Raw genomic sequence first — 26,129 nt, forward strand, 5'->3', positions numbered from 1 at the left:
GTGCCCACCCAGCAGGTCATCGCTCCCCCGGCGCGAGCGGCCATGTTCCTCACCCTCACCGTGCCCCCCGGCTCCGAGCGCGCCGTCCGCGCGGTCCTCGCGGGCGCCTCGGACCTCGCCAAGTCCGTGGCCTTCCGCAATCCCCGCACCGACCTGGTGGTCACCATCGGCCTGGGCGCGGAGTACTGGGACCGGTGCATCGACCTGCCGCGCCCCCGCGACCTGCACCCGCTGCCGGAGTTCCGCGGGCCCGTGCACACCGCGCCGTCCACGCCCGGGGACGTGCTGGTCCACCTGCGCGCACCGCACATGGACATGTGCTTCGAGTACGCGTGGCTGCTGACCCAGCAGCTCGGCGCGCACGCGACGGTGGTCGACGAGGTCCACGGCTTCTCCTACTACGACGAGCGCGACCTGCTGGGCTTCGTCGACGGCACCGCGAACCCGATCGGGGACGACGCCGCCGCCTCGGCGCTCGTCCAGCCCGACCGCGACGCGCAGTACGCCGGGTCCAGCTACGTGGTGGTCCAGAAGTACCTGCACGACATGGAGGCCTGGCAGTCCCTCAGCGTCGAGGCGCAGGAGCGCGTGATCGGCCGCTACAAGCTCAACGACGTCGAGATCCCAGACGCCCTCAAGGCCACCGACTCCCACGTCGCGATGACCACCATCGTCGACGAGCAGGGCGTCGAGCACGACATCCTGCGCGACAACCTGCCCTTCGGCGAGATCGGCTCCGCGGAGTTCGGCACCTACTTCATCGGCTACGCCGGCAATCCGCTGGTCACCGAGCAGATGCTGCACAACATGTTCATCGGGCGACCCGAGGGCACCCACGACCGGATCCTCGACTTCTCGACGCCCGTCACCGGCGCCCTGTTCTTCGTGCCCACCCTCGGCTTCCTCGACGGCATCGACGACCTGGCGCTGCCCGCGCCCGCCGCCGCGGAGCCCGGCCCGGGCGAGATCCCGGCGGTGCCCCAGCACGCCGAGGGCGCCGAGGTGCTGGGCGCACCGGATCGCACGGGTGCCGACGACGCCACCACGCCCGACGTCGCGCTCGGCCTGGATCCGACGCCGACGGATCCGACCGCGGGCACTTCGGACGACACCTCCGGCGCCGCGACGGCGCCCGCGGCCGACGACACCCCCCACGACCTCGGGATCGGCAGCCTCCGGTCCCCGTCCCGCTCCGCACGAAAGGACACACCCACCTCATGAGCACCAACCTGCACCGCTCCCTGGCCCCCATCTCCTCCGCCGCCTGGTCGGAGATCGAGGAGGAGGCTCGCCGCACCTTCACCCGCAACGTCGCCGGACGCCGCGTGGTCGACGTCCCCGAGGCCGCGGGCCTCGACTTCGCCGCGCTGAGCACCGGCCACCTGGCCCCCACCGACCCCGGGGTCGAGGGGGTGCGCGGCCGCCGTCGCATCACCCTGCCCGTGATCGAGCTGCGCGTCCCCTTCACCGTGGACCGTGAGCAGGTGGACTCGGTGGACCGCGGCGCCTCCGACGCCGATTGGCAGCCCGTCAAGGACGCCGCCGCGAAGATCGCCCGCGCCGAGGACGGCGTGCTCTTCGGCGGGCTGTCCGCGGACGGCATCGATGGGATCATCCCCGCCAGCACCAATGCGCCCGTCGCGCTGCCCGCGGACATCCGCCAGTTCCCGGACGCCGTCGCCCAGGCCACGAGCGCCCTGCGCCTCGTGGGCGTCGACGGCCCGTACGTGCTGTTCCTGCCCGCGGAGACCTACACCCAGGTCGCCGAGACCGTCGACCACGGCTACCCGATCCGCGAGCACCTTCAGCGTCTGCTCAAGGACGGACAGATCATCTGGGCGCCGGCCCTGGATCGCCCGGTCGTCATCTCCGACCGCGGCGGCGACTACGAGCTGCACCTGGGCCAGGACCTGTCCATCGGCTATCTCCACCACGACGACGCGACGGTGACCCTGTACCTCCAGGAGACCCTCACCGTGCGCGTCGCGACCGCCGAGGCCGCCGTCGTCCTCGGGGATCCCGCATGACGATTCCTGCGGCCCCGGAGCTGCCCGGGACGATCCGCGCCGCGCGGATCCACGCCTTCGGCGGACCCGAGGTCCTGCGCATCGACACGGTGCCCACCCCGCTTCCCGCCCCCGGCGAGATCCTCGTGCGCGTGGCCTATGCGGGGCTGAACCCCCTGGACCACAAGCTGCGCGACGGGTCCTCCGCCAAGGCCTCGCAGCTGGAGCTGCCGGCGATCCTGGGCCGTGAGCTGAGCGGCACCGTCCTGGCCGCCGGCGAGGGCGTGGACCTCGGGGCCCTGGGCCTCGCGGTCGGCTCCCCCGTCTTCGGGATGCGGGGGGCCGACGACTGGCGCGGCACCGACGCCGAGATCGTCGCGATCCCCGCCGCGCACCTCGCCCCCGCCCTCCCCCTCGGCCCGCGGGCCGGCGGCACGCCCGGCGCGACGACCGTGGACCTCGTCCCCTACGGCGGGCTCGCGCTCGCCGGCCTCACGGCCCGTGCCGCCGTCGAGCTCGCCCACGTCGCCCCCGGGGACACCGTGCTGGTGCACGGCGGCAGCGGGGGCGTCGGGCAGATCATCGTGCCGCTGCTCGTGGCCGCCGGAGCCGGGCGCGTCTGGGCCACCGGTCGCTCCGAGAACGCCCTGCGGATCGCGGAGCTGGGCGCGACCCCGATCCCCTACGACGACGCGGACTGGCGCGAGGTGATCCGCGAGTCGACCGACGGCAAGGGCGTCGACGTCGTCATCGACACCCACTACTTCTCGACGTTCCTGCCCTCGCTGGACCTGCTGGCCCCGGACGGACGCATCGTCGTGCTGCCCACCCTGGCCGACCTCACCCCCGCCACCGAGCGCGGCATCGAGGCGCACATCCCGGCGATCTCCCCCACCCGCGAGGTCCTCGACGAGCTGGCCCGAGACCTGGCCTCCGGGCGGATCCCGCTCGAGGTCAGCGCGGTGCTGCCGCTCACGGAGATCGCACGCGGCCACGAGCTCCTCGAGGACGGCCACACGCGCGGCAAGATCGTGCTGGCCCTGTGAGGGACGCCGGGACCGGGACCCCGCGATCCGAGGATCCCGCCCAGGACGCGTTCGCGGCCGGACTGGCGCGCGTGCTCGACCCGGCTGGCTGGGCCCTGCTGGAGTCCCTGCCGCCCTACCTCGAGGCCGATGCCCTGGCGGTCGGGGCGCGCCTGCGCGCCCAGGGGCACGATCCCGAGCTCGTCGCGGCGGCGCTGACGCAGGCGCGGCTGCGCGTCCAGGCCCGGGACAAGTTCGGGGAGTTCGCCGAGCAGATGCTCCTGACGCCCCAGGGCCTCGAGCAGGCCACCCGGCTCCCCCTGGCGGCGCGCCACGCCCAGCGGTTCCGCGCCGCCGGGATCGGTGCGATCGCGGACCTCGGGTGCGGGATCGGCGGGGACGCGATGGCCGCCGCGGCGCTGGGTCTGGACGTCCTGGCCGTGGACCGCGACCCCGTGACCGTCGCCGTCGCGACCGTGAACCTGCGCCCCTTCCCGGAGGCCCGCGCCGAGCTGGGCACCGTCGAGGGCTTCGACGTCGCCGCGGCGCGGGCCGACGGACGGGGCGTGTGGACGGATCCCGCACGGCGCACCGAGCGCGGCGGCGGCCACCGCCTCCACGACCCCGAGCAGTACTCCCCGCCGCTGTCGGCCGTCATCGACCTCGCGCGGCGGCTCGGCCGGGACGGCCTCGACGGGCCGCTGGGCACCAAGCTGGGCCCGGGGATCGCCCACGAGGACCTCCCCGCGGGCACCGAGACCCAGTGGCTCTCCTGGCACGGCCAGGTGCTCGAGGCCGACTGCTGGTTCGGTCCGCTCGCGACCCCGGGCGTGACCCGCAGCGCCGTCGTCATCGGCCGGGACGGCGCCCGCGCCCTGGACGACCGCTCCGCCGTCGCGGACCCGATCCCCGGGCCGCTCGGCGCGCACGTCTACGAGCCGGACGGCGCGGTGATCCGGGCGGGACTGCTGGGTCGGCTCGCGGCGGACCTCGACGCGCACACGATCGACCCGACGATCGCCTACCTCACCACCGAGCGCGCGCTCACCACGCCCTTCGCCCATGGGTACGCGGTGCGCGACGTCCTGCCGTTCGGCCTCAAGCGCCTCACGTCCTACCTGCGCGAGCACCACCTGGGCCGCCTGGAGATCAAGAAGCGCGGAACCGCCGTCGAGCCGGAGGAGCTGCGCCGCCGGCTGCGGCCACGACGGTTCGGCGACGGCGAGGCGACCCTGATCCTCACGCGGATCGCCGGCGTGCAGAGCGTGATCGTCGCCAGCCCCCACCGCCGCCCCTGACGGGGCACGGAGCACCGCTCGGACCGCCCTGCGGACGTCCGGGCTCCGGGTCCGCACGTTGCGCTGATCGCGGACGCGTGACGTGCGTCGCGGCGCCCCTCCGGCCGCGGGTCTAGCGTGTGCGCCATGTGGCAGATCATGGATGTGCTGAACGCCCACAAGAAGCAGATGGTCGCGCGCGAGGACGCCCTGCCCGGCCGCGTGCACTACCCCTATCCCCTGCGCCGCGAGCACGCGGTGCTGGGCACCGACATGCTGGGCCCGGACGCACCGGAGAACCCGCGGCCATGGCCGCGCGGCGCCGAGGAGATCATCCTGGCCGGCGGCTGCTTCTGGGGCATCGAACGCGTGGCCTGGCAGATCCCCGGCGTCGTGACGACGTCGGCGGGATACGCCGGCGGCTTCACCGCCCACCCCACCTACGAAGAGGTGTTCTCGGCACGCACCGGGCACACTGAGGCCGTGCGCGTGATCTACGAGGGCGGCGAGGAGACCCTGCGCCGGATCCTCGAGCAGTTCTGGGAACAGCACGACCCCACCACCGCGATGCGCCAGGGCAACGACGTGGGCACCGAGTACCGCTCGGCCGTCTACTGGACCACCCCCGCCCAGGGCGAGGTGGTCCGCGACAGCGCGCGGCGCTACCAGGAGGCCCTGACCGCGGCGGGCCGCGGCCGGATCACCACCGAGCTCGAGCCGCTCTCCGAGACCGGCGACGGCCACTACTACACGGCCGAGCCCGAGCACCAGCAGTACCTCGCGACCCACCCCCACGGCTACTGCAACCACGGGTTCAACGGCGTGGCCTGCTCGCTGGGCTGACGCGCCGGGCCGACCTCTCTGAGCCGTCCCCGTTGGTCCGACCAGGCGGAGCGGTCCCCGCTGGACCGATCCCGTGGGGCCTGCGGGCTGACGGACCCGGTCAGCCCTCGCGGGCGACCTGCGCGGCCTGCGCGACGAGCACCGCCTGCAGCGGGAGGCGTCCCACGGCGATGGCGCGCCTCCCGGCGCCCTGGTCCCACCACAGGCGGGTCATGCGCAGGTTCGCCGGGAAGACCGCGACGAACAGCGCGGCGGCGGCCGCCCCGCCGATCCGACGGGTCGACGGCGCCGCGATGAGCGCCGCGACGCCCAGCTCGGCCACCCCCGAGGCGTAGGTCCAGGCGCGCGGCGGACCCGGCAGCCACCGCGGGACGATGGGGTCGAACACCGCGGGCCGCGCGAGGTGCACGGCACCGGCGCCGCCCAGCAGCACGGTCAGGAATCGGGAGGTCGCAGTCGCCATCCGTCGACGCTATACCCTCGATCCGTGAGCTCCCCCGAACCGGCGCCGACGATCCCCGACGAGCCGACACATCGCCGCGGCGGGGCCACCGCCCGCCTGATCGTCCCGATCGCGCTCGCGGTCCTCGCGACCGTCGCCTACGGGATCCTCTCGACACACCAGTTCCGCAACCTCACCTCGAGCAGCTGGGACCTCGGGATCTTCTCCCAGCTCGCCAAGGACTACGCGCACCTGAGGGCGCCGATCGTCCCCATCAAGGGCGACGATGTGAACCTGCTCGGGGACCACTTCCATCCGATCCTCGTGCTGCTGGGGCCGATCTGGGCGGTCTGGCCCTCGGGGCTCGCGCTGCTGTGGACCCAGGCGCTGCTGTTCGGCATCTCCGCGATCCCCATCGCCCGCCTCGCGATGGAGCGGCTGGGCAGCTGGCTCGGCGGGATCCTCGGCGGCGCCTACGTGTTCTCCTTCGGGCTGCAGAGCGCCCAGGACGTCCAGTTCCACGAGATCGCCTTCGCGGTGCCGCTGCTGGCGATGTCCCTGACCCGCCTGCTGCGCGGCAGGGTCCTCGCGGCCTGCCTGTGGGCGGGCGCGCTCGTGTTCGTCAAGGAGGACCTCGGTCTCACGGTCCTGGTGCTGGGGGCCGTGATCGCGCTGCGCGGGAAGCAGCACCGCCTCGAGGGCGCGGGCCTGGCGTGCTGGGGGCTGGGCTGGTTCATCCTGTCGACCTTCGTGATCCTGCCGCTGCTGAACACCGCCGGGCAGTACGACTACACCGACAACCTCGGCTCGCTGCTGGACGTGTTCCTCCCGGGCGACAAGTGGATCACCGTGCTGATGCTCGCGCTCGTCGCGGGCGGGATCGGGCTGCGCTCCCCGCTGATCCTGCTCATGCTGCCCACGCTGGCGTGGCGCTTCACCGGCACCGTCGAGTTCTACTGGACCTGGTACTGGCACTACAACGCCGTGCTCATGCCGATCGCCGCGGCGGCCCTGCTCGACGGGGTGCGCGGCACGAGCCGCTGGACCCGGGGCGTGGCCGTGGCCGCGAGCGCCGCCGTGACCCTCGCGCTCGGCAGTGCGATGCCGCTGTGGAACCTCGCTCGGCCCTCCACCTGGGAGACGTCCTGGCGCGCGGCCCCGGCGGCCGGGGCCGTCGAGGCGGTGCCGGACGGGGCCGTCGTCGCCACGGACATCACCCTCATGGCCCAGCTGGTCCCCGAGCACGACGTCCAATGGCTGCACGGCCCCAACCAGCGGGTGCCGCAGTGCGTCGTCGTCGACGACTACGCCTTCTCGTGGAACGGCACCCCGCCGCGCGATGCCGCCCAGTGGGCCGACGAGCAGTACCGCCAGGACCCCGGCACGTACGCGACCACGTACGATGACGGCGGGTTCTGGGTCGTGTGCAGGCCCGCGGGGAGCTGACCGGCGCAAGGCCGGGACCGTCGTGGCACCTGGCACGTCACCGATCCGAGGTCCGGGCGCACCGGCTCGTCAGAGTGCGCGTGCCCGCCGGGCGCGACGTCCCGCGGGGTCGACCTCCGCCTCGGCGCGGCGCGACCGGGCGGTCTCGAACCACAGCTTCCACGGCGAGATGCGCTCGGCGATCAGCGCGATCCGCAGGCCCTCGGTGACCGCTCCCTTGACCGAGACGTGCGGCAGGCGGGACAGCTCCGCGGCGTGGGGGGCCAGCCGGTCCGCGCAGCCCGCGGCCGCCCACCAGGCCGCGATGATCGCGACCGTCGGGTGGGAGTCGAGGATCCCGTGGCCCGTGTGCGCCAGGGGGATCAGCTGGGCGCCGGGGATCCGTGCCGCGATGTCCCGGGCGATGCTCGGCGGCGTCATGAGGTCGTCGTCCCCGCTGAGCACGACCGTCGGCGCGGCGATCGAGGTGGCCAGCTGCCGCAGGTCGTAGGGCTGTCGGGTGAACGCCGGGACGGTGCGGGCCTGCTGGACGATGAGCTGCAGGGGGTCCAGCTCGCCGTCGTCGGACCGGGCACCGACGCCCAGCTGCGTGTGCAGGATCCGCGCGACGAGGTCGTCCTCCTGCACGTAGGGGGTGGACTGCAGCCACTGGCGCGTCAGCACCTGACGGATCGACGTCCAGGTGAGGCGCCCGCGGTCCTGGGCCAGCAGGTCGACCAGCTCGCGCACGGCCTCGGGGCCGCCGTACTCGTGGACGGCCAGGAGCACGGGACCGGCCCGGTGCCCGTCGAGGACGTCCTCGTCCACGAGGCGGCGGACCACGCGGGCGATCGACTCGGTGCGGTCGTCGGCCCCGTCGACGTACATGGCGCGGAAGGCGGCGCGCGCGACCTCGTCGTCCCCGGCGGACACCCGCGGGGAGTCCAGCACGAGCGCGTGGACCCGTTCGGGGTGCAATGCGGCCAGCAGCTGGGCGATGTAGCCGCCGTACCCGGTCCCGTAGATCACGGCCCGGGGCACCGCGGCGTGGTCGAGCACCGCCAGGACGTCCCCGATCACCGCGTCCACGGTCATCGAGGTCGCCGGGAGATCCTCCCCCTCGGCGTCCAGGCGGGAGAGGCCGACGCCGCGATGCTCGACCATGATCACGTCGAGGCCGCGCTGGGCCATCATCCGGCGCAGCACGTCGTACGGCAGCACCGACGCCGTGCCGGGGCCGTCCGGGATCACCAGGATCGGCGGGAGACGCGACTCCTGGTCCTCGATGCGGGCGGCGGGGCCGGGCGCCGGGGCCGCCGTGCCGCGGTGCAGCGGATTCCCGCCGGCCCGCGCGTAGCGCAGGGGGAACAGGCGGTCGTCGCCCTCCCCCACCTCGCGGTACACGGTCATCAGATCGTTGCGGATCTGCAGGAGCTCGTCCTGGCCGGCCCGTTCGGTGATGTCCATGAGCGCCGGCCGCGAGCGACGACGGCGGCGTCCGATGCCGTCGGCGACGGCGCGCCGGGCGCGGGACGGGACGGACGGGCGGGGCTCCTCCTCGTCCCGCGGCCCGGGGGTGCCGGTCATCCGTCCGCGGGCGCCGGAGCGCCGATCCTCTGCCACAGGAAGGCGTACATGAGGGCGTTCATCCTGGCCGCCTGCTCGTTGCTGGCGGCACCCCCGTGGCCGCCCTCGATGTTCTCCCACGACCGCACATCGGCCCCGAGGGACTCGAGCGCCGCCGCGAACTTGCGGGCGTGCCCGGGGTGCACCCGATCGTCCCGGGTCGAGGTGAGCAGGAACGTGGGCGGGTAGGCGACGTCCTCGCGCAGCAGGTGGTACGGGCTGAACGTGCGGATGAACTCCCAGTCGTCGGTGTCCGGATCCCCGTACTCGGCCATCCAGCTCGCGCCCGCGAGGAGATGCGAGAACCGCTTCATGTCCAGCAGCGGGACCTGGACGATCACCGCGCCGAACAGCTCCGGGTACTTGGTCACCATGTTCCCGGTGAGCAGCCCGCCGTTGGAGCCGCCGCGCACCGCGAGGCGCGCCGGGACGGTGATCCCCCGTTCGACGAGGTCCTTCGCGACGGAGGAGAAGTCCTCGTAGGCCCGGTGGCGGTTCTCCTGGAGCGCGGCCTGGTGCCACCGGGGCCCGTACTCGCCGCCGCCGCGGATGTTCGCGATGACGTAGGTCCCGCCGCGCTCGAGCCATGCCTTGCCGATCGCCCCGAGGTAGCTGGGGGTCAGCGAGATCTCGAAGCCGCCGTAGCCGTAGAGCAGCGTCGGGGAGTCCTCCGCGGCGGCGCGATCGGCCGGACCGATGAGGAAGTAGGGCACGCGCGTGCCGTCGTCGCTGGTCGCGAAGTGCTGGGTGACCTCGAGACCTGCGGCATCGAAGCGCGGCGGGGAGGTCTTGATGACCTCCGGCTCCCCGGGGCCCTCCCCGCTGAGCACGCCGGACAGGTCGGCGAGCGAGAGCGTCGTCGGATCGAGGAAGCCGGTCGCGGTCACCCAGATCTCGTCGGAGTCGACGTCGTCGACGGCGGCGACGGACAGGGCGCCGGGCAGGTCGGGGTAGAGGTCCTCGCGCACCCACGCGCCGGAGCCGTCGCGGTGATGGACCTCGAGGCGGTGCACGACGTCCTCGAGGATCGTGAGGACGACGAGGTCGCGGGTGACCGTGACGTCGGCCAGCGATGCCGTCGCCGTCGGCTCGAAGAGGCTGGTGAGGTGGCGCTCGCCCCGGAGGTAGCCGTCGAGCTCGCCGACGACCAGCGAGCCCGCGGGGAACACCGTCCCTTCGACCTCCCAGTCGCTGCGCGGGGTGAAGAGGGCCAGCTCCCGGTGCGCGTCGACCTCGAGATCGTCGGGGACGTCGATCGGGACGAGGTCGAAGGAGGCCTCGGGCTCTCCCGGCACGGTCCGCACCAGCATCTGCTCGGAGTCGTAGAAGGCGCGCATCCGCACCAGCCAGTCCCGCTCCCAGCCGGGCGTCGCGTCGTGCCCGACGAACACCCCCATGTCGGTCTCATCGGCCTCGAACACGAGCTGGGCGTCGGCGAGGGCGACCCCGCGGGCCCACCGGCGGGCCTGGCGGGCGTAGCCGGAGGTCGTCAGCGTCCCCTCCCCGAAGTCGGTCGCCACCCAGACGGTGTCCTCGTCGATCCAGGTCGCGGAGCCCTTGGCCTCGGGCCGCTCGAATCCGCCCTCGGCGGCGGGCACGAACCGCTTCGTCTCGAGGTCGAACTCGCGCGTGACGTCGGCGTCCGAGCCGCCATGGGAGAGGTCCACGAGCGCCCGACGCCACGGGAGCCCCTCGGCGGGGCGCAGCAGGCGGGCGCCGTGCCACACCCAGTCCTCGCCCTCGGCCTCGTTCAGGGCGTCGACGTCCAGGAGGGTCTCCCACTCGGGGTCCTCGCCGCGGTAGGAGTCGAGCGTCGTCCGGCGCCACAGCCCGCGCTCGTGCTGCGCGTCGGTCCACACGTTGTAGAGGTGCTCGCCGCGCCGGACCACCGGAGGGATCCGGTCCGTCGCGTCGAGGATCTCGAGGATCTCGCCCTGGAGCGTCGCCGTGAGGCCGTCGGCGTCGATCTCGGCCTCGGCCCGGGCGTTGCGCTCGCGGACGTGCGCGAGGGCGTCCTGGCCCGTGACGTCCTCGAGCCAGGTCCAGGGGTCGCTGCTGCCGTCGGGCGCCGGGAGGCAGGGGCCGTCGGGGGCAGGGGTGGTGGGCGTCGTGCTCATGGGCGCAGGCTCCTTGTCGTCGCGGAGGGCGCTCCCGCAGCGGGCGCGCGGGCCGGGCCACGACCGTGGTCACGGCGATGCCCGTGCCACCGGCACCGCCGGCCGCACCCGGCCCTGCGGAGCGCCGATTCCTCACCCTATCGGCGCGGGGTGCCGACCGTGCCAGACTGGCGGGATGCGACGCCGTGCCCTTCTCGCCGCCCTGCCCACCGCGACCCTCGCCGCGTGCTCCGCGCCCGGCCCGGAGGACGCCGCCACCGACGGCGGCACCGGTGCCTCCGACGGCGGGAGCGCCGCCTCGGACGCGGGATCGGACACAGGATCGGGCGCGGGATCGGACTCCGCGGCGCCCTCGGGGGACCCGGCCGAGCAGGCCGCCGACCGTCTCGATGCCCACGGCCTCGCAGGACAGCTCGTGCTCGTCGGGGTCACCGCCGGGGATCGCGTCTCGACCGCCGCGTTCTCCGAGCACCGCGCGGGAGGTCTGTTCCTGCTGGGCCGCTGGACGTCCGCGGACGCCGTGCGCACGGCCCTCACGGCGGCGCGCGACGCGACCGCCTCGACCGGCACGGGCGTGGGCCCGCTGCTGGCGGTCGACCAGGAGGGCGGGCAGATCCGGATGCTCCGCGGCGACGCCGCACGGGAGGCCCCGAGCGCCGCCGATCTCGGCCGGGACGGCGCCGCGGCGGTGACGGCCGCGTACACGAGCATCGGCGAGGACCTCTCGTCCCTGGGGATCGCGCTGGACCTCGCACCGGTGGCCGATGTCGTGGATCCCGAGCTGGGCGACGACAACGAGCCGGTCGGCAAGCTCGACCGCGGCTTCGGGACGGACCCGGCGCTCGTGGCCCCGTGCGTCGAGGCCGCCGTGACGGCCCTGGCCGCCTCGCAGGTCGCGGCGACCCTCAAGCACTTCCCCGGCCTCGGCCGGGTCTCCGGGAACACCGACCACACCGACACCGGGATCGAGGACGCGACCACCGACGCCTCGGATCCCTTCCTGGACCCGTTCCGCGCCGGCATCGCCGCCGGCGCCGGCGCCGTGATGGTCTCCAGCGCGATCTACCCGCAGCTGGAGGACGGCACCCCGGGGATGTTCTCCTCCGCCGTCGTCACCGACCTCCTGCGCGGCGACCTCGGCTTCGAGGGGCTCGTGATCACCGACGACGTCGGGGCCGCCGCCGCGGTCTCCTCGGTGCCCGTCGGCGAGCGCGCCACCCGCTTCCTGGCCGCCGGCGGCGACGTCGTCCTCACCGCCGATCCCGCACTCGCCGGGGAGCTGGTCGACGCGATCGTCGCGTGGGCGCAGGAGAGCCCGGAGCACGCCGACCGGGTCCGCGAGTCCGCCGTGCGCGCGCTCCGGCTCAAGGCCTCCGCGGGCCTGCTGGACTGAACCGCCGCCTGGCTGCCGGGCCGGGCTCCGCGCTGCCGGACCGCGCGCGGAACCTACCATCGGGTCACCTCTGACGCCAGGGGCATGGGCGAATCCTCCGGGAGTTGTCGGATGATCGCCCAATGCGGCGCATGATCGCTGGTCACGCCGTGAGGGGCCGCACAGGATGGATGTCGTCCGAGCAGGAAGACCTCCGAGGTCACCACGCAGAAGAAGGAGAGCATGATGAACGTGATGAAGTCGAAGACCGCCAAGCTGCTGGCCGGAACCGCGCTGGCCGGAGCATCCATCGCCGCCGTCGCAGGCCCCGCGAGCGCCGCCCCCGCACCGGCCGCACCGGCCCCGGCGGCGACCTCCGCGCCGTCCACCGAGGTCGGGGGCAGCGTCAACGTCAACCTCGATCCGGTCGCGATCGGCAATGCCGTCAAGGACGCGATCAACGATCAGAAGGACCGCGGCGGCAAGGTCCGCGCGGCGCTCGACGTCGGGTTCTACAACGAGAACAACCCCGATCGCCTCACGGTGGCCGTGGTCAACAAGAACCAGGACATCAACGTCGAGGGCGAGATCGCGCACGCCGAGAACGTCGACATCCAGGGCGGTGCCTACGTCATCTACTGGTTCAGCGGACCGGGCAAGGTCACCAACAACGGCGACCAGGGCTGGATCAACTGGGGCGTCCAGGGCAACATCGACCGCCAGGACAACGTCATCCACGTCAACGGCGGCTGAGACCGCATCCGGCTCCTCCGCTCCGAGCCCCCGACCGTCACGCGACGGTCGGGGGCTCGTCCGTCGTCGGACCTGAGCCGGCGCCCTGGGCACGCCGGGAGCCCCGCGGGCCCAGCCAGCCCTTGGCGACGGCGAAGGCCACCAGTGCCGTGCGGTTCGGGGCGTTCCAGGTGCGCATGAGGCGTCCCAGGCGCCACGCCACGGCCTGTCTGCTGTAGGCGGTCCGTCGGGAGATCGCCTCGTTCGAGAGGCCCTGGGCCAGGAGCTCGAGCATCTGCTCGTCGCTCGGCTCCAGCCCCTCGGCGGTGCCCGAGCCGGTCGCGATGAGGTCGAGGTCCTCCGCGGACGCGGGGGCCGCCTCCGCGTCGTCGTCCGGGCGCGTCCGGCGCGCTCCGCGGCGGCGCCACCACGCCTCCGTCCAGCACGAGCCCATCTCCAGCACCACGAGCGAGGCCCGCCCCATCGCCAGCGCCGCGCGCTCGACGTCCTGGCGGGCGGCCGTCTGCACGACGAGGGCGAACACCGTGAGCGCCGGGGCCCCTCCGCGCAGGATCACCGAGGGATCCGTCGCCGGGAGCTCCGGGCAGTCCCGGGCGATGCCGCGCAGCTGCGCGAGGGCCTCGGGGTCGATCGGCGTGCCGTGCTCGACGGCCCGCAGCGCCGCGGGCAGGACGACCGGGACGATCTCGGCGTAGCGCTCACGCAGCCACGTGCGCGAGGACTCGCGCACGCCGGCAAGCGGCGCCTCGCCGAGCAGTCGGGCGAAGTCCTCGACCCGTTCGTCGAGGTGCAGTCCCAGCACCGTTCCCGCGAGCGCGGTGGGCACCTGCTGCCGCGTGGCCTCGTCGTCCACCGTCCACCTTCGTTCTGCTCGTCACCTCGCGCCGGAGCGCACCATCCTGCGCCCCGTGCGCGTGCGACGCACCGGGGGTCCGATCCCTGGGCGGCCTCAGTCCCGATCGGCGAGCGTGATGAGGTGGTCCACCGGCCCGTGGCCCGTCGCCGGGGTCCGCGACAGCTCCCAGGCGGCGCCGTGCGCCAGGGCGCTCGCGAGGAACTCCCGGGCCGAGGTGACCACGGTGAGGTCGTCGTCCTCGGGGCCCGCGTCCCCGATCTCGTCGAGCTCGCCGGCGCGCGAGAACTCCGAGATCCGGGCGTACTGGGCGGCGATGGCGCTGGACAGCGTGCAGCCGGTGCCGTGGGTGTTGCGCGTGCGCACCCGCACCCCGCGCAGCAGGTCGGTCCCCCCGGGATGGACCACGATGTCCACGACCTCGTCGACCTCCTCGGCTCCGTCGTCGGTCGTGCTCCGGCTCGCGGCGGCGAGGTGCCCGCCCTTGAGGACGACGACGGGCACGCCGAGGGCCTGGAGCCGCAGCGCCTGGTCCCGCATGGTGTCGAGGTCGGTGGCGTCCTCCTCGCCGAGCAGCTGGGCGGCCTCGGGCAGATTGGGCGTCAGCACGTGCACGAGGGGGACGACGCGCTCGCGGAGCAGCTGCGCGGCCTCGGCGGAGACCAGCGGATCGCCGCTGCTGGCCACCATCACCGGGTCCAGGACGATCCGGCCCAGGTCCGCGCGCCGCTCGGCGATGAGGTCCGCGACCACGCGCACCACCCCGGCGGTGCCGAGCATGCCGATCTTCGTGGCGTCGAGGGGGATGTCGTCGAGGACGGCATCAGCCTGGGTGCGCACGAAGTCGGGGCTGACCTCGCGGACCTCGCGGACCCCCTGGGTGTTCTGGGCGACCAGCGCGGTGATCACCGTCGTGCCGTACACCCCCAGGGCCGAGAAGGTCTTGAGGTCCGCCTGGATGCCGGCGCCTCCGCTCGGATCGGTCCCGGCGATCGACAGTGCTGTGGGAGGTCGCATGGCTCCTGCTCTCGGCTGATGGTGGCTGTGTGCGGGTGGCGGGTGGTTGTGGACCGGTGGTGGGCGGATCAGACCGGGGGCCGTGTGGCCCCGGCCGCGGAGGACGACGGCGTACGGCCGCTCCGGACGGGGTGCCCGGCCCGCTCCGACGGGTCCGACCGCGCTGCCTGCACGAACGACGCGGCCTGCTCGGCCCGCTCGTGCCCCCGATTCTCCCGCCCGCGGCGGACCGCGGTTCCCAGGGACCGCGTCGCGTCCTCGGGCGAGGCCGCGCGGGCGATCGCCGAGACCGCGCAGACGCCGTCGATGCCGATCTCGCCGAGCCGCTCGGCGAGCGCGAGGTCGATGCCGCCGATCGCGACCGCCCGGGGCGCGGAGGCGTGCCGCCGCGCATCGCGGCCGGAGCTCGCCTCGCGCAGCACCGTGAGGCACCGCCGGGCCCCGTCCAGGCCCAGCGGCGGGGCAGTGTCGGTCTTGGTGGCGGTCGCGGCGATCGGGCTGAGGCCCAGGACGTCGGCGTGCCCGCCCTCGCACGCCTCCCGCGTCTGGTCGGGATCGCTGACCGTGAGGCCCAGCAGGAGCGCATCGCCGAGCTCCCGGCGTGCGTGGGCGACGGAGGTGTCGCTCTGTCCCACGTGCAGGTGGCAGCCGAGCTCGACGGCCACCTCGAGCCGGTCGTCGACGAACACCGCGACCTCTCGGGCGGCGTCGCGCCCGAGCGCCGAGGCGATGGCCTCCCGGCAGGCCCGCACCAGCGCGGCGACGTCGGCGTCGCTCGCGTGCTTCTCGCGGACCTGGATCACGCGGGCTCCCCCGCTCACGGCCCCGGCGACGATCCCGGGCACGCGGTCGATGCCGCCGGAGAGGGCGGAGTCCGTCACGGGGTACACGGTCCAGTCCAGGCGTCCTGCGAGCTCCTGGGAGGGACGCACCTCAGATCTCCTCGAGGTCCACCGCCGCGGCGACGTCCGCTGCGTCGAGGGTCCCCAGAGCGTCGAGCCAGGCGACGGCGAAGGAGCCGGGGCCCGCGCTGTCGATCGCGGCGCGGCTGCCGGCGGCCGCGACGAGGGCATGGGCCGCGACCACGGCGTCATGGTCGAGGTCACCCGAGACCTCCTCCGTGCGGGCCACGGCCAGGAGCGCCGCCGTGAGCGCCCCGAGGGCGCAGCCGGTGCCTGTGACGCGGGTCAGGAGCGGATCACCGCCGGCGATCCAGGTGGCGCGCTCTGCGGAGACCACGAGGTCCCGGACACCGGAGACGGCGACCACGCCGCCCGTGCGGGCCGCGAGCTCGCGGGCCGCCGTCACGGCATCCTCGGACCCCTCGGCGCTGTCGACCCCGCGTCCGCCGGCTCCCGCTCCTGCGAGGGCCAGGATCTCCGAGGCGTTGCCGCGGACGGCCGCGGGGGCGAGCGCGACCAGCGCGTGGGCAAGCGGGGTGCGGACGGGCAGGGCGCCGACCGCCACGGGATCCAGGACCCACGGCACGTCGGCGGCGCGCGCCGCGGCGGCCGCGCGCGGCATCGCCGTGACCTGATGGGGTGCGACGGTCCCGAGGTTGACGAGCACGCCCTGGGCGACGGCCGCGAACGCCTCGACCTCGTCGGGATGGTCGACCATGGCGGGTGCCGCTCCGGCGGCGAGCAGGGCGTTGGCCGTGACCTGCTGGACCACGGTGTTGGTGAGGCACTGGACCAGCGGCGAGGTCCCCCGCGGCCGAGCGAGGAGCTCGACCCAGCGTGACGGGGCGTCCGAGTGCGCCATGGTGACGATCCCTTCGCAGGTGCTGACCGGAGCAGGTTCGACGGGTGTGCTCTCAGCCGCCCTCCGGACGGCACCCCGTGCCACGCGCCCGACCCTAGCAGGGGCCCGTCGCAGGGGGTGCGCGGGGCGGCCCTGTGCGAGAATCGCCCCGGGTGAGAGCCGGTGAGAGGAGGGGCACGAGATGGCGAACAGCTACGGGGGGTCGCACGGCGACCTCGGACTGCCCGACTACACGCGGGACACGCAGGAGCGCGAGGTCGTGGCGCCCATCGGTGACCGCTCGCGCTCCCGGATGCGCGCGCTGATCCTCGCCGTCGTCGGCGTCAGCATCGTCCTCGTCGCCGTCGTCGCGCTGGTGCTCTCCCAGACCCTCTTCAAGAGCACCCTGGATCCCGCGCCCGCCCCGGTGGCGGCCACCGACGGCACCGCGAGCGGTCAGCCCGAGTACATCCCGGATCCGAACGACCCGCAGCTCGAGCCGCCGCCGCCCATCTTCACCCAGGCGCCCACGGCCCCGTGCGCCGTCCTGCCGCAGGGCTCCACCTCCCCCCAGACCACGGGGAAGGTGCGCGGCGGGGGCCTGCAGTACACGCGCCCCACGGACTTCGACCGCCGCTGGGGCAACGGGAACCTCTCCTACGTCGAGGACGTGGCCGGGTACGGGCGCCACGTCGAGGGCAACTGGTACAGCGTGGTGAGCGTGGCGCGGGTCGCCTGGCCCCAGGACCAGGGCTCGTATCCCGGCGCCGAGAAGGCCGCCGTGACGATCTTCCAGTGCTACGCGACCTCCGCCGGGCTCATCGAGGAGTTCGGCGACCAGCCCGAGGTCACGGACTACCGCTCCGAGGCCACCACCGTGGATGGCACCGCCGGATGGATCGTGCAGGCCACGTACCACTTCGACAACTCGTCGCTCAAGACCACCGACCAGTCCGTCGTCACGAGCATCGTGGTCGACACCCCCGGGGGCCCGAGTGTCCTCGTCTCCGACGTCGCGGCCGACCACCCGGACCACGTGCAGGACCTCGACGACATCATCGCCAGCCTGGAAGTGGTCTCATGAGCCCTCGCACCCGCACGCTCGTCATCGGCTCCGTCTCGTTCCTGGCGGTGTTCGCCCTGATCGTCGGGGCTGCGATCGTGTTCGTGGCGGTCCAGGCGGCCGGGGGCGGCACGAAGGGCTCCGGGGAGGCCTCGGAGACCCTGAGCGTGGACACGACGGTGCCCTCGACGGACGGCTCGGCGTCGAGCGCGACGGGGCAGGCCACGCCCACCGAGACCGCGGCGTTCTGCTGGAGCAACAGCGACCGCACGTCCCGCACCAGGAACAGCCAGGGCACGATCCGTTCGTCCCGCATCCAGGTGACGATCCCCGAGGGCTGGCGGGAGATCCCGCAGACGACGCTGACCTTCGCCGACGACACCGACTCGATCGCGATCGACGTCGAGGACTCCTGGATCTCGATGGTCTCGATCGGCGAGCTCACGTGGCAGACCGGCTACGAGTACCCCGGTGCCGACGTCGCCGCACAGCGGATCATGGACTGCACCGTCTCCGACGCGAGCCTCTGGGACGGTTCCACGCAGAAGCGTCACGTCGAGGACGCCGTCGGCGCCCCGGTGGAGATCGACGGGATGACGGGCTACAAGGTCACCGCGACACTCGTCTTCGACCAGTCGCGGCTGACGACCACGACGGGCTCCTACCTCACCGTGATCGTGCTGGACACCGACCAGGGCCCGGCCGTGTACTACTCGGACATCGCGCGCGGGGTCCCCGCGATCGAGGCCGCAGGCCCGCAGATCGAGGCGTCGATCCAGGCGGTCTGAGCCGCCGGCCCCGCCGGGTGGACCGGGGACTCAGACGACCGACGAGGCCAGCCGGCAGATGTTGTCGAGCGTCCGCGAGATGAAGGACCGCTGCTGCCACTCCTCGTCCGTGAGGCGGGTGCAACGTGCCCGGTACGTCGCCTCGATCTCCCGCATGTGCTCCATGAAGTCGCTGCCCCCGATCATGAGCGAGCTCTCCATGTCGAGCACGAAGGACCGGATGTCCATGTTCGAGGAGCCGATGACCGTGACGGAGTCGTCGATCGTCACGTGCTTGGCGTGCAGGATGTACGGCTCCTCGAACAGCCAGATGGTCACGCCCGCGCGCAGGAGGTCGCTGTAGTAGGACCGCTGGGCGTGGGAGACGATGAACTGGTCGGCCGCGGAGGACACCATGAGCTCGACCTGCACGCCGCGCCGCGCCGCGGTGATGAGCGCGTAGAGCATGGAGTCGTCCGGCACGAAGTACGGGCTGACGACGACGATCCGCTCGCGGGCGTTGTAGAAGAGCTGGTTGAACAGCAGCAGGTTGTTCTCGAGCACGAAGCCGGGCCCCGAGGGCACGATCTGGCACTCCATCTCCCCGGTCGTGTCGGGCGAGGAGCGCACGACGACGCTCTCGTCGAGGAAGTGCCCGGACTCGAAGTACCAGTCGGTCGAGAACAGCAGGTTCGCCTCGGAGACCACCGGGCCGCGCAGGCGCACCATCGTCTCCTGCCACTTCAGCCCCTTGCGGCGGTTGGCGGCCTTGTCGTAGTCGCGGGCGATGATGTTCTGGCTGCCCAGCCACGCCACCTCGCCGTCGACGATGAGGATCTTGCGGTGGTTGCGGAGGTCCGGGCGCTGGAAGGCGCCGTCGCGGAAGGGCTTGATGGGCATCGCGGGGTAGTGCTCGATGTGGTGGGCGTCGAACGCCCGGCGCATGGCCTTGTACACCGCGCGGTGCGTGAAGGACCCGAGGTGGTCGTAGAGCACGCGCACGTGGACGCCGCGATCGGCCGCGTCGCACAGGGCCGTGATGAATCCTCGGGTGACCTCGTCGCTGGCCATCGTGTAGAAGAGGGCGTGGACCTCACGGCGGGCCCCCTGGATGTCCTCGGCCATGAGGTCGATGGTCTCGTCGTAGTGGATGTGCAGCTCGGCGGAGTTGTTGCCGGTCAGGGGGAACGCCCCGAGGTTCCGGTTCAGCGTCACCGCGGACTGCAGCCACGAGGGGCTGTCGGGATCCAGGTCGCTGTCGGGGATGTCCTCGGCCCGCTCGTGCATGAGCTGGTTGACGATCTTCTGCTTCTCGCGCCGGCGGCGCGGCAGCTGCGCGTTGCCGAGCAGCAGGAACAGCGGGAAGCCGATCCACGGGAAGATCATGATCGCGAGCAGCCAGGCGATCGCCGAGCCGGGCCGGCGGTTGCGCGGCACGACGATGATCGCCGTGATCCGCAGGATCAGGTCGATGGTGAACGTGCCGTACGCGAAGATCTCCGGCCCGTACTGCCGGATCCATTCCCACATCGCCTCCACGGCGCCCCTTCCTGACGACGGCGGGCCCGGCACCTCAGGAGGTGCCGGGCCCGCCGAGCGGTACGTGTCAGTTCCCCCGGAGGATCGACAGGATCCGCAGGATCTCGATGTACATCCAGACGAGGGTCGCGGCGATGCCGAAAGCGCAGCGCCACGCGTAGCTGCGCGGGACGCCGGCGTTCACGCCGCGCTGGACGTCCTCGAAGTCCATGACCAGCGAGTACGAGGCCATGACGACCGCGATCGCGCCGATCACCAGACCGAGGACCCCCTGGCGCAGGTCGTAGCCCGCGAAGATCGAGAAGCCGATGTTGACGAGGCAGAAGGCCAGGTAGGCGACCATCGCGACCATGAAGATCTTGTTCAGGCGCGGCGACGTGCGCAGCACGCCGATGCGGAACAGGACCAGGACCGTGCCCGCGACCGCGAGCGTCGCGCCGATGGCCTGGAGGGCGATGCCCGGGTAGCGCATCTCGAACAGCGCCGAGAGGCCTCCGAGCAGGAGCCCCTGGAACACCGCGTAGGCCAGCACCAGCGGAGCCGACGGCGTGCGCTTGAAGGCGTTGACGAGCCCCGTGACGATGCCGCCGACGAGGCCGATGCCGAGCGCACCGAGCATGATGAGCTGCCCGAGCTCGTCGCCCTGCTCCCCGCTGACGACGCGGAGGACCGTGGGCATCACGCCCACGCCGAGTCCGACGACGATCACGAAGCCCAGCGTCGCGGTGACCGCGTTCAGCGCGTCGCGCATGGTCATGCGGCCGGTGTCGTGACCCGTGGCGGACGGCCGGGAGAAGCTCGCCTCGAGGTCGTCCTGCGTGCTCGGCGCCTGGCCGTACTGCGGAGCCTGCGCGCCGAACTGCGGTGCGGACCGGCCGAAGCCTCCGCGCGCGCGGTCGTCGACCGGGGTGCGGTCGTCGAACCCGGCGTAGCCGTTGTTCAGCGCCTTGTCGTTGCCGAAGATGATGTTGTGTCTGGCCATGGCTCCTCCTCGGGGGCCGTGCGGTCATGAGGGCGCGAGCGCCGTGCGGTCCCTGGCTGCGGACAGATGCTGCGCGTCGCCGTCCATCGTATCGGGCCCTGCCTGCAGGGATCCGGTCAGGGAGTGTGCCGTGGGCGAACCGCCGGCGGTCACACCGAGCTGACGACCTCCCGGAAGCGTCGCAGGCGCGGGTCGGTGCTCTCGAAGAAGTCGTCGGAGGAGCCGTCCAGGCCGATCTTCCCGTCCTCGAGGAACACCACCTTGTCCGCCACCCGTCGCGCGAAGGCGAGCGAGTGGGTCACGACCACGAGGGTGCGGTCCTCGGTGGCGAGGTCCGCGAGCACGGCGACGACCTCCGCGGCGAGCTCGGGGTCCAGGGCCGAGGTGGGCTCGTCGAACAGCAGCACGTCCGGGTCCATCGCGAGCGCCCGGGCGATCGCGACGCGCTGCTGCTGACCTCCGGAGAGCCGATCGGGGTAGGCGTCGGTCTTGGCCCCGAGCCCCACCTTCTCGAGCAGCTCGCGGCCACGCTCCTGGGCCGCCGAACGGCTCTGCCCGAGGGCTTCGATCGGGGCGAGGGTGACGTTGGCCAGGGCCGTGAGGTGCGGGAACAGGTTGAACTGCTGGAACACCATCGTCGAGCGGGATCGCAGCGCACGGACCTGCTTGGCGCTCAGGGGCCGGTCGAGGGCGAACCGGCCGTTGCCGTCGGCCTCGCCGAAGTCGATGACGCCCGCCTCGGGGTGCTCGAGGTAGTTGATGCTGCGCAGCAGCGTCGACTTGCCCGAGCCCGAGGGGCCCAGCAGCACCGTGGTGCGCCCTCGCGGGATCTCGAGGCTCACGTCGTCCAGGGCGACGAGGCGGCCGAAGGTCTTGCGGATCCCGGAGAGCGTCAGCGGCGGCTCGGTGACGTCGGGACGCGCAGGGCGGTCAGGCTGTGCGGACATGGCGCGACATCCTCTTCTCGAGCAGGCTCTGCAGGATGCTGAGCACGGAGACGATCGCCAGGTAGATCAGGGCGACCAGCGAGTACATGATGAGCGGCTCGAAGTTCGCCGCCGCGATCTGCCGGCCCACCTGGAACACGTCGACGATGGTGATGGCGAAGACGAGGCTGGTGCCCTTGACCAGGTCGATGAAGTCGTTCATGAGTGGCGGCAGGGCGATCCGGAACGCCTGTGGGGAGACCACCTTGGTGAAGGTGGACCAGCGCGAGAGGTTCAGGGTCTGGGCGGCCTCGAACTGCCCGCGCGGGATCGACAGCACCGAGGCGCGGACGGCCTCGGAGGCGTAGGCCCCGGTGTTCAGCGCCAGCGTCACGATCGCCGCGCCGAAGGCGGGCAGGACGATGCCGACGTTGGGCAGGCCGAAGAAGACGATGAACAGCTGCACCACCATCGGCGTCCCGCGGAAGATCCAGACGTACACGAAGGCGATCGCGGCCAGAGGCTTCGGGCCGTACAGGCGCGTGAGCGCCGTGATCACCGCGAGCACCAGCGCGATCGCGAAGGAGATGAGCGACAGCGGGATCGTGACCTCGGCGGTCGCGACGAGCATGCGCGGCAGCGAGCTGATCCACAGCTCGAGGACCCTGTCCATCGGAGGTCAGCTCTGCGGGGTGAGGTCCGTGCCCACCCACTTCTCGTAGATGCCCTTGAGGGTGCCGTCGCTCTTGAGGCCCGTGAGGATCTCGTCGACCTTCTTCTGCAGCGGCGCCTGGTCCTTGCGGAAGATCACGCCCACGGTCGAGTCGTCCGGGAGCTCCTCGTCCAGCAGGCGGAAGTTGGCGTCGGGCTTCTCCTGGAGGTAGCTCTGGAAGGAGACGATGTCGTTGCCGGTGGAGTCGACGCGGCCCTGGACCAGCAGCTCGATGGCCTCGGCGAAGCCCTGGACGGGCTGGATCACGGCGCCGAGCTTGGTCATCTGCGCGGCCCAGTTGCTCGTGGCCGACTGCGCGGCGGTGCGGCCCTTGAGGTCCGCGAGCGTCTGGATGTCGGAGTCCTTGGGCACGGCGACGCGGCCGATCGACCGGGCGTAGGGCTGGGAGAACAGGTACTTCTCCTCGCGCTCGGCGGTGATGCCGACGTTGTTGATGACGAAGTCGTACTTGTTGACGTCCAGGCCCGCGATGAGCGAGTCCCACTCCGTCTCGATGTACTCGGGCGTCGCGCCGAGACCCTGGGCGATCGCGTCGGCGATCTCCTTCTCGAAGCCGACGAGGGCTCCGGAGTCGTCGTGGAAGGCGTAGGGCTTGTAGGTGCCCTCGAGCCCGATCCGGACCTTCTTGGAGGACTCGATGCCCGGGAGCAGATCGTCCACGTCGCCGCCGTCGGAGGCGACGCTGCCGTCGGCGCCGCGGTTCTGGGCGGGGCCGCACGCGGCGAGGAGGGCGGCCAGGCCCAGGCCGGAGCCTGTGGTCAGGGCGAGACGTCGGGAGGGGCGGAAGGCTGCGGTCATGGGAGTTCTCTTCTCTGGGTCGCGGCGGGCATCGGGTGCTCGCGGTGGAGGTGGGTCGGGGAGGGTTCCGGTCGGGGTGGCGGGCCGCCGTCGCCTGCACGTGGGCCGCGGGGATTCCCCGACCGCCCACGGGGTCAGCGGGCAGCGGCGAGCGCCTGGTCGAGGTCGGCGAGGAGGTCGCCGATGTCCTCGATGCCCACCGACAGGCGCAGCAGCTCGTCGGAGATCCCGGCGTCCAGGCGCGCCTGCGGGGTCATGGCCTCGTGGGTCATGGTGGCCGGGTGGCAGATGAGCGACTCGACCCCGCCGAGGCTGACCGCGAAGGCCGGGATCCGCAGGGCGCGGAGGAAGGCGACGCGGTCGACGTCGGGCGCCAGCTCGAAGGAGACCACGGCGCCGGGACCCGAGGCCTGGGAGGCGTGGATGACGGCCTCGGCCTCGCCGTGCCAGCCGGGGGTCAGCACGTTCGCGACGGCCTCGTGCTCGCGCAGGTGGACGGCGATCGCGATGGCGTTGGCCTGCTGGCGCTCGATGCGCAGCGGGAGGGTCTTGATGTCCTGGATCAGCCGGTAGGAGTCGAAGGGGCTGAGCACCCCGCCGAGCGTCTTCTGGGACAGGGCCAGGGCCGCGCCGAGCGCGTCGTCGTTGGTGGTGGCGGTGCCGGCCAGGAGGTCGGAGTGCCCGGCGAGGTACTTCGTCGCCGACTGCACGACGATGTCGGCGCCGAGGTCCAGGGGGCGCTGCAGGACGGGGGTCATGAAGGTGTTGTCGACCACCACGAGCGCGCCGTGGGCGTGTGCGAGCTCGATGATCCGGCGCAGGTCGGTCACGCGCAGGGTGGGGTTGGCGGGGGTCTCGACGAACACCATGGCGGTGTCCTCGGTGAAGTCCTCGTCGGTGAGGGTGTCGAGCTGCTCGACGAAGCGTCCCGTCAGGCCGCGGCCCGGGAACACCTTGTCGACGAGCCGGAACGTGCCGCCGTACACGGACGCCGAGAGGATCACCTCGGAGCCGGTCTCCACCAGGCCGAACACCGCGGCGGTCGCGGCCATGCCGGTCGCGTAGGCGAAGGCGTGCTGGGCGTCCTCGAGCTGGGCGAGCACCGCCTCCAGGTCCGAGCGGGTGGGGTTGCCGCCGCGCTGGTAGGAGAAGGTGCCGTCGGCCGTGGCGGGGTCGAGCTCGAACGTCGAGGCGAGGTGGATGGGGGGCACCACCGCTCCGTGCTCGTGCCCGCGAAGGGCCTGGACGGCGATGGTGTCGATGTGCACGGCTGCTCCTGGTCGAGGGTGTCGACGGCGACGGCCGACGACCATCTCAGACTAAACGATCGCTTTGGCTCCCCATAACGGGTTGAGAAGGGTGTGATGGGAAGCGCAGGGGCCTGCGGACGGCAGTCGAGCTCCTGTCCTGTTCAGACGTGCACCGGGATCTCGGCCGTCGCCTCGGCGGCCGTGCGCGGCCTGCGCGCCGCGGCGAGGGCCTGGTCGAGGTCCTCGCGCAGGTCCTGGAGGTTCTCGATGCCGACGGACAGGCGCAGCAGCTCGTCGCTGATGCCGGCGGCGGCTCGTGCGGCAGGGGTCATGGCTTCGTGGGTCATCGTCGCGGGATGACAGACGAGGGTCTCGACGCTGCCCAGGCTCACGGCGTAGACGGGGATCCGCAGGGCGCGCAGGAACGCGATCCGGTCGATCCCCTCCCCCAGCTCGAAGGACAGCACCGCGCCGGGGCCCGAGGCCTGGGACGCGTGGACGGCCGCCTCGTGGGCGTCGTGGGATCCGGGCACGAGCACGCGGCCGATCGCCTCGTGGTCGCGCAGGTGCTCGGCCAGGGCCACGGCGTTGGCCTGCTGGCGCTCGAGGCGCAGCGGCAGGGTCTTGATGTCCTGGATCAGCCGATAGGAGTCGAAGGGGCTGAGCACCCCGCCGAGCGCCTTCTGGGCCAGCGCCAGGCTCGCGGCGATCTCCTCGTCGTCGGTCGTGACGGTGCCGCCGAGGAGGTCGGAGTGCCCGGCGAGGTACTTGGTGGCCGACTGCACGACGATGTCCGCGCCGAGCGCGAGCGGCGTCTGCAGCACCGGGGACATGAAGGTGTTGTCGACGGCGACGATCGCGCCGTGGGCGTGCGCGAGGTCCGCGATCCGTCGCAGATCGGTGATCCGCAGCGTGGGGTTGGCGGGCGTCTCGACGAACACGAGCGCCGTGCGCTCGGTGAAGTCGGCGTCGGTGAGCGTGCCGAGGTCGGGCACGAAGCGCGCGTGCAGGCCGCGGGCCTCGAAGAACTTGTCGACGAAGCGGTATGTGCCGCCGTAGACCCCGGCGGGCAGGATCACCTCGTCGCCGGCGGTGAGGCGGGAGAACACCGCGCTGGTGGCCGCCATGCCCGAGGCGAAGGCGAAGCCGAAGCGGGCGCCGTCCAGCGCCGCGAGCACGGTCTCGAGGGCGGCTCGGGTGGGGTTGGCGCCCCGCTGGTAGTCGTAGGCGCCGCTGTTGTCGGCCGGATCCAGCTCGAAGGTCGAGGCGAGGTGGATCGGTGGGACGACGGCGCCGTGCTCGTGCCCGCGCAGGGCCTGGACGGCGATGGTGTCGATGTGCACGGTTCTCCTCGGTCGGATCTCGGGGCGGTGCCCTGACGCTACGACTGTGATGGTTCACAGCGCCCCTCACGTGTCGGAGTGTGACCGGGCGGCCCGCGAGCCACGGGCGACGTGGGGGCGGGCGACCGCACGGACGGGAGCCGACCGGGCCCGACAGGCACAGGTGGCGGCGCGAGGCGACGGATCGGGTGACGGTGGGGGCACGGGCCGAGCCGAGGTGTGCAGGCGT

Annotated in this window: 24 protein-coding genes; 10 read left to right on the forward strand and 14 right to left on the reverse strand. The window is 72.8% G+C overall.

The window, feature by feature from the left end:
- The 5 genes from ACT3TZ_RS08275 (at position 1) to msrA (ending at position 5,151) form a co-directional block, all read left to right on the forward strand.
- The gene (locus ACT3TZ_RS08275; protein WP_444582928.1) at positions 1 to 1,221 is read left to right on the forward strand and encodes a Dyp-type peroxidase; all 1,221 of its coding nucleotides are present in this window, start codon (positions 1 to 3) and stop codon (positions 1,219 to 1,221) included.
- The gene (locus tag ACT3TZ_RS08280; protein WP_444582929.1) at positions 1,218 to 2,027 is read left to right on the forward strand and encodes a family 1 encapsulin nanocompartment shell protein; all 810 of its coding nucleotides are present in this window, start codon (positions 1,218 to 1,220) and stop codon (positions 2,025 to 2,027) included. Before ACT3TZ_RS08275 ends, ACT3TZ_RS08280 begins: the two co-directional genes overlap by 4 nt.
- Positions 2,024 to 3,052, forward strand: a complete 1,029-nt coding sequence (locus ACT3TZ_RS08285) for an NADP-dependent oxidoreductase (protein WP_444582930.1) — start codon at positions 2,024 to 2,026, stop codon at positions 3,050 to 3,052. Before ACT3TZ_RS08280 ends, ACT3TZ_RS08285 begins: the two co-directional genes overlap by 4 nt.
- On the forward strand, positions 3,049 to 4,329 hold the full coding sequence (locus ACT3TZ_RS08290) for a THUMP-like domain-containing protein (protein WP_444582931.1): 1,281 nt from the start codon (positions 3,049 to 3,051) through the stop codon (positions 4,327 to 4,329). Before ACT3TZ_RS08285 ends, ACT3TZ_RS08290 begins: the two co-directional genes overlap by 4 nt.
- Positions 4,330 to 4,455: 126 nt before the next feature.
- Complete coding sequence (gene msrA, locus ACT3TZ_RS08295; protein WP_444582932.1) at positions 4,456 to 5,151, forward strand: peptide-methionine (S)-S-oxide reductase MsrA; 696 nt, start codon at positions 4,456 to 4,458, stop codon at positions 5,149 to 5,151.
- Positions 5,152 to 5,251: 100 nt separating this feature from the next.
- Here the strand turns inward: msrA and ACT3TZ_RS08300 are convergent, their stop codons facing one another.
- The gene (locus tag ACT3TZ_RS08300) at positions 5,252 to 5,614 is read right to left on the reverse strand and encodes a DoxX family protein (RefSeq protein WP_444582933.1); all 363 of its coding nucleotides are present in this window, start codon (positions 5,612 to 5,614) and stop codon (positions 5,252 to 5,254) included.
- 24 nt (positions 5,615 to 5,638) lie between these two features.
- Here ACT3TZ_RS08300 and ACT3TZ_RS08305 point away from each other — a divergent pair, with 24 nt between their 5' ends.
- Positions 5,639 to 7,039, forward strand: a complete 1,401-nt coding sequence (locus ACT3TZ_RS08305) for a DUF2079 domain-containing protein (protein WP_444582934.1) — start codon at positions 5,639 to 5,641, stop codon at positions 7,037 to 7,039.
- 69 nt (positions 7,040 to 7,108) lie between these two features.
- Here the strand turns inward: ACT3TZ_RS08305 and ACT3TZ_RS08310 are convergent, their stop codons facing one another.
- Complete coding sequence (locus ACT3TZ_RS08310; RefSeq protein ID WP_444582935.1) at positions 7,109 to 8,605, reverse strand: alpha/beta fold hydrolase; 1,497 nt, start codon at positions 8,603 to 8,605, stop codon at positions 7,109 to 7,111.
- Positions 8,602 to 10,761, reverse strand: a complete 2,160-nt coding sequence (locus ACT3TZ_RS08315; protein ID WP_444582936.1) for a prolyl oligopeptidase family serine peptidase — start codon at positions 10,759 to 10,761, stop codon at positions 8,602 to 8,604. Before ACT3TZ_RS08315 ends, ACT3TZ_RS08310 begins: the two co-directional genes overlap by 4 nt.
- Before the next feature lie 175 nt (positions 10,762 to 10,936).
- Between ACT3TZ_RS08315 and ACT3TZ_RS08320 the strand changes: the two genes are divergently transcribed.
- Positions 10,937 to 12,154 carry a glycoside hydrolase family 3 N-terminal domain-containing protein gene (locus ACT3TZ_RS08320; RefSeq protein WP_444582937.1) on the forward strand — a complete coding sequence of 406 codons (1,218 nt, stop codon included), beginning with the start codon at positions 10,937 to 10,939 and terminating at the stop codon, positions 12,152 to 12,154.
- A 222-nt stretch (positions 12,155 to 12,376) separates the two neighbouring features.
- On the forward strand, positions 12,377 to 12,886 hold the full coding sequence (locus ACT3TZ_RS08325) for a hypothetical protein (protein ID WP_444582938.1): 510 nt from the start codon (positions 12,377 to 12,379) through the stop codon (positions 12,884 to 12,886).
- A 37-nt stretch (positions 12,887 to 12,923) separates the two neighbouring features.
- Here the strand turns inward: ACT3TZ_RS08325 and ACT3TZ_RS08330 are convergent, their stop codons facing one another.
- The 4 genes from ACT3TZ_RS08330 to thiM all read right to left on the reverse strand — a co-directional run bounded on the left by ACT3TZ_RS08330 (position 12,924) and on the right by thiM (position 16,520).
- A complete protein-coding gene (locus ACT3TZ_RS08330) occupies positions 12,924 to 13,739 on the reverse strand; it encodes a LuxR C-terminal-related transcriptional regulator (protein WP_444582939.1) in 816 nt (271 codons plus the stop codon).
- A gap of 96 nt (positions 13,740 to 13,835) precedes the next feature.
- Positions 13,836 to 14,756, reverse strand: coding sequence for a bifunctional hydroxymethylpyrimidine kinase/phosphomethylpyrimidine kinase (thiD, locus tag ACT3TZ_RS08335; RefSeq protein WP_444582940.1), 921 nt, complete (start codon positions 14,754 to 14,756; stop codon positions 13,836 to 13,838).
- Positions 14,757 to 14,824: 68 nt separating this feature from the next.
- A complete protein-coding gene (locus ACT3TZ_RS08340; protein WP_444582941.1) occupies positions 14,825 to 15,688 on the reverse strand; it encodes a thiamine phosphate synthase in 864 nt (287 codons plus the stop codon).
- Position 15,689: 1 nt separating this feature from the next.
- Positions 15,690 to 16,520, reverse strand: a complete 831-nt coding sequence (thiM, locus tag ACT3TZ_RS08345) for a hydroxyethylthiazole kinase (protein WP_444582942.1) — start codon at positions 16,518 to 16,520, stop codon at positions 15,690 to 15,692.
- 181 nt (positions 16,521 to 16,701) lie between these two features.
- On the opposite strand from thiM, the gene ACT3TZ_RS08350 reads away from it, so the two are divergent.
- A complete protein-coding gene (locus ACT3TZ_RS08350) occupies positions 16,702 to 17,583 on the forward strand; it encodes a hypothetical protein (RefSeq protein WP_444582943.1) in 882 nt (293 codons plus the stop codon).
- The gene (locus tag ACT3TZ_RS08355; protein ID WP_444582944.1) at positions 17,580 to 18,350 is read left to right on the forward strand and encodes a hypothetical protein; all 771 of its coding nucleotides are present in this window, start codon (positions 17,580 to 17,582) and stop codon (positions 18,348 to 18,350) included. The genes ACT3TZ_RS08350 and ACT3TZ_RS08355 overlap by 4 nt, the downstream gene beginning before the upstream one ends.
- Positions 18,351 to 18,380: 30 nt before the next feature.
- Here ACT3TZ_RS08355 and cls read toward each other — a convergent pair whose 3' ends face one another.
- From cls to ACT3TZ_RS08390, 7 genes are all read right to left on the reverse strand, one after another.
- Positions 18,381 to 19,859, reverse strand: a complete 1,479-nt coding sequence (gene cls, locus ACT3TZ_RS08360) for a cardiolipin synthase (RefSeq protein ID WP_444582945.1) — start codon at positions 19,857 to 19,859, stop codon at positions 18,381 to 18,383.
- Positions 19,860 to 19,935: 76 nt separating this feature from the next.
- A complete protein-coding gene (locus tag ACT3TZ_RS08365; RefSeq protein ID WP_444582946.1) occupies positions 19,936 to 20,850 on the reverse strand; it encodes a Bax inhibitor-1/YccA family protein in 915 nt (304 codons plus the stop codon).
- Positions 20,851 to 20,999: 149 nt separating this feature from the next.
- A complete protein-coding gene (locus ACT3TZ_RS08370) occupies positions 21,000 to 21,797 on the reverse strand; it encodes an amino acid ABC transporter ATP-binding protein (protein ID WP_444582947.1) in 798 nt (265 codons plus the stop codon).
- Positions 21,781 to 22,449, reverse strand: coding sequence for an amino acid ABC transporter permease (locus ACT3TZ_RS08375; RefSeq protein WP_444582948.1), 669 nt, complete (start codon positions 22,447 to 22,449; stop codon positions 21,781 to 21,783). Before ACT3TZ_RS08375 ends, ACT3TZ_RS08370 begins: the two co-directional genes overlap by 17 nt.
- Before the next feature lie 6 nt (positions 22,450 to 22,455).
- Positions 22,456 to 23,307, reverse strand: coding sequence for a transporter substrate-binding domain-containing protein (locus ACT3TZ_RS08380; protein ID WP_444582949.1), 852 nt, complete (start codon positions 23,305 to 23,307; stop codon positions 22,456 to 22,458).
- Between the two features lie 134 nt (positions 23,308 to 23,441).
- Positions 23,442 to 24,575, reverse strand: a complete 1,134-nt coding sequence (locus ACT3TZ_RS08385) for a trans-sulfuration enzyme family protein (RefSeq protein WP_444582950.1) — start codon at positions 24,573 to 24,575, stop codon at positions 23,442 to 23,444.
- Between the two features lie 143 nt (positions 24,576 to 24,718).
- Complete coding sequence (locus ACT3TZ_RS08390) at positions 24,719 to 25,900, reverse strand: trans-sulfuration enzyme family protein (protein WP_444582951.1); 1,182 nt, start codon at positions 25,898 to 25,900, stop codon at positions 24,719 to 24,721.
- Positions 25,901 to 26,129: the final 229 nt, after the last annotated feature.

This window comes from Brachybacterium sp. AOP25-B2-12, from assembly GCF_052378625.1.
In the GTDB taxonomy this organism is placed as follows: domain Bacteria; phylum Actinomycetota; class Actinomycetes; order Actinomycetales; family Dermabacteraceae; genus Brachybacterium.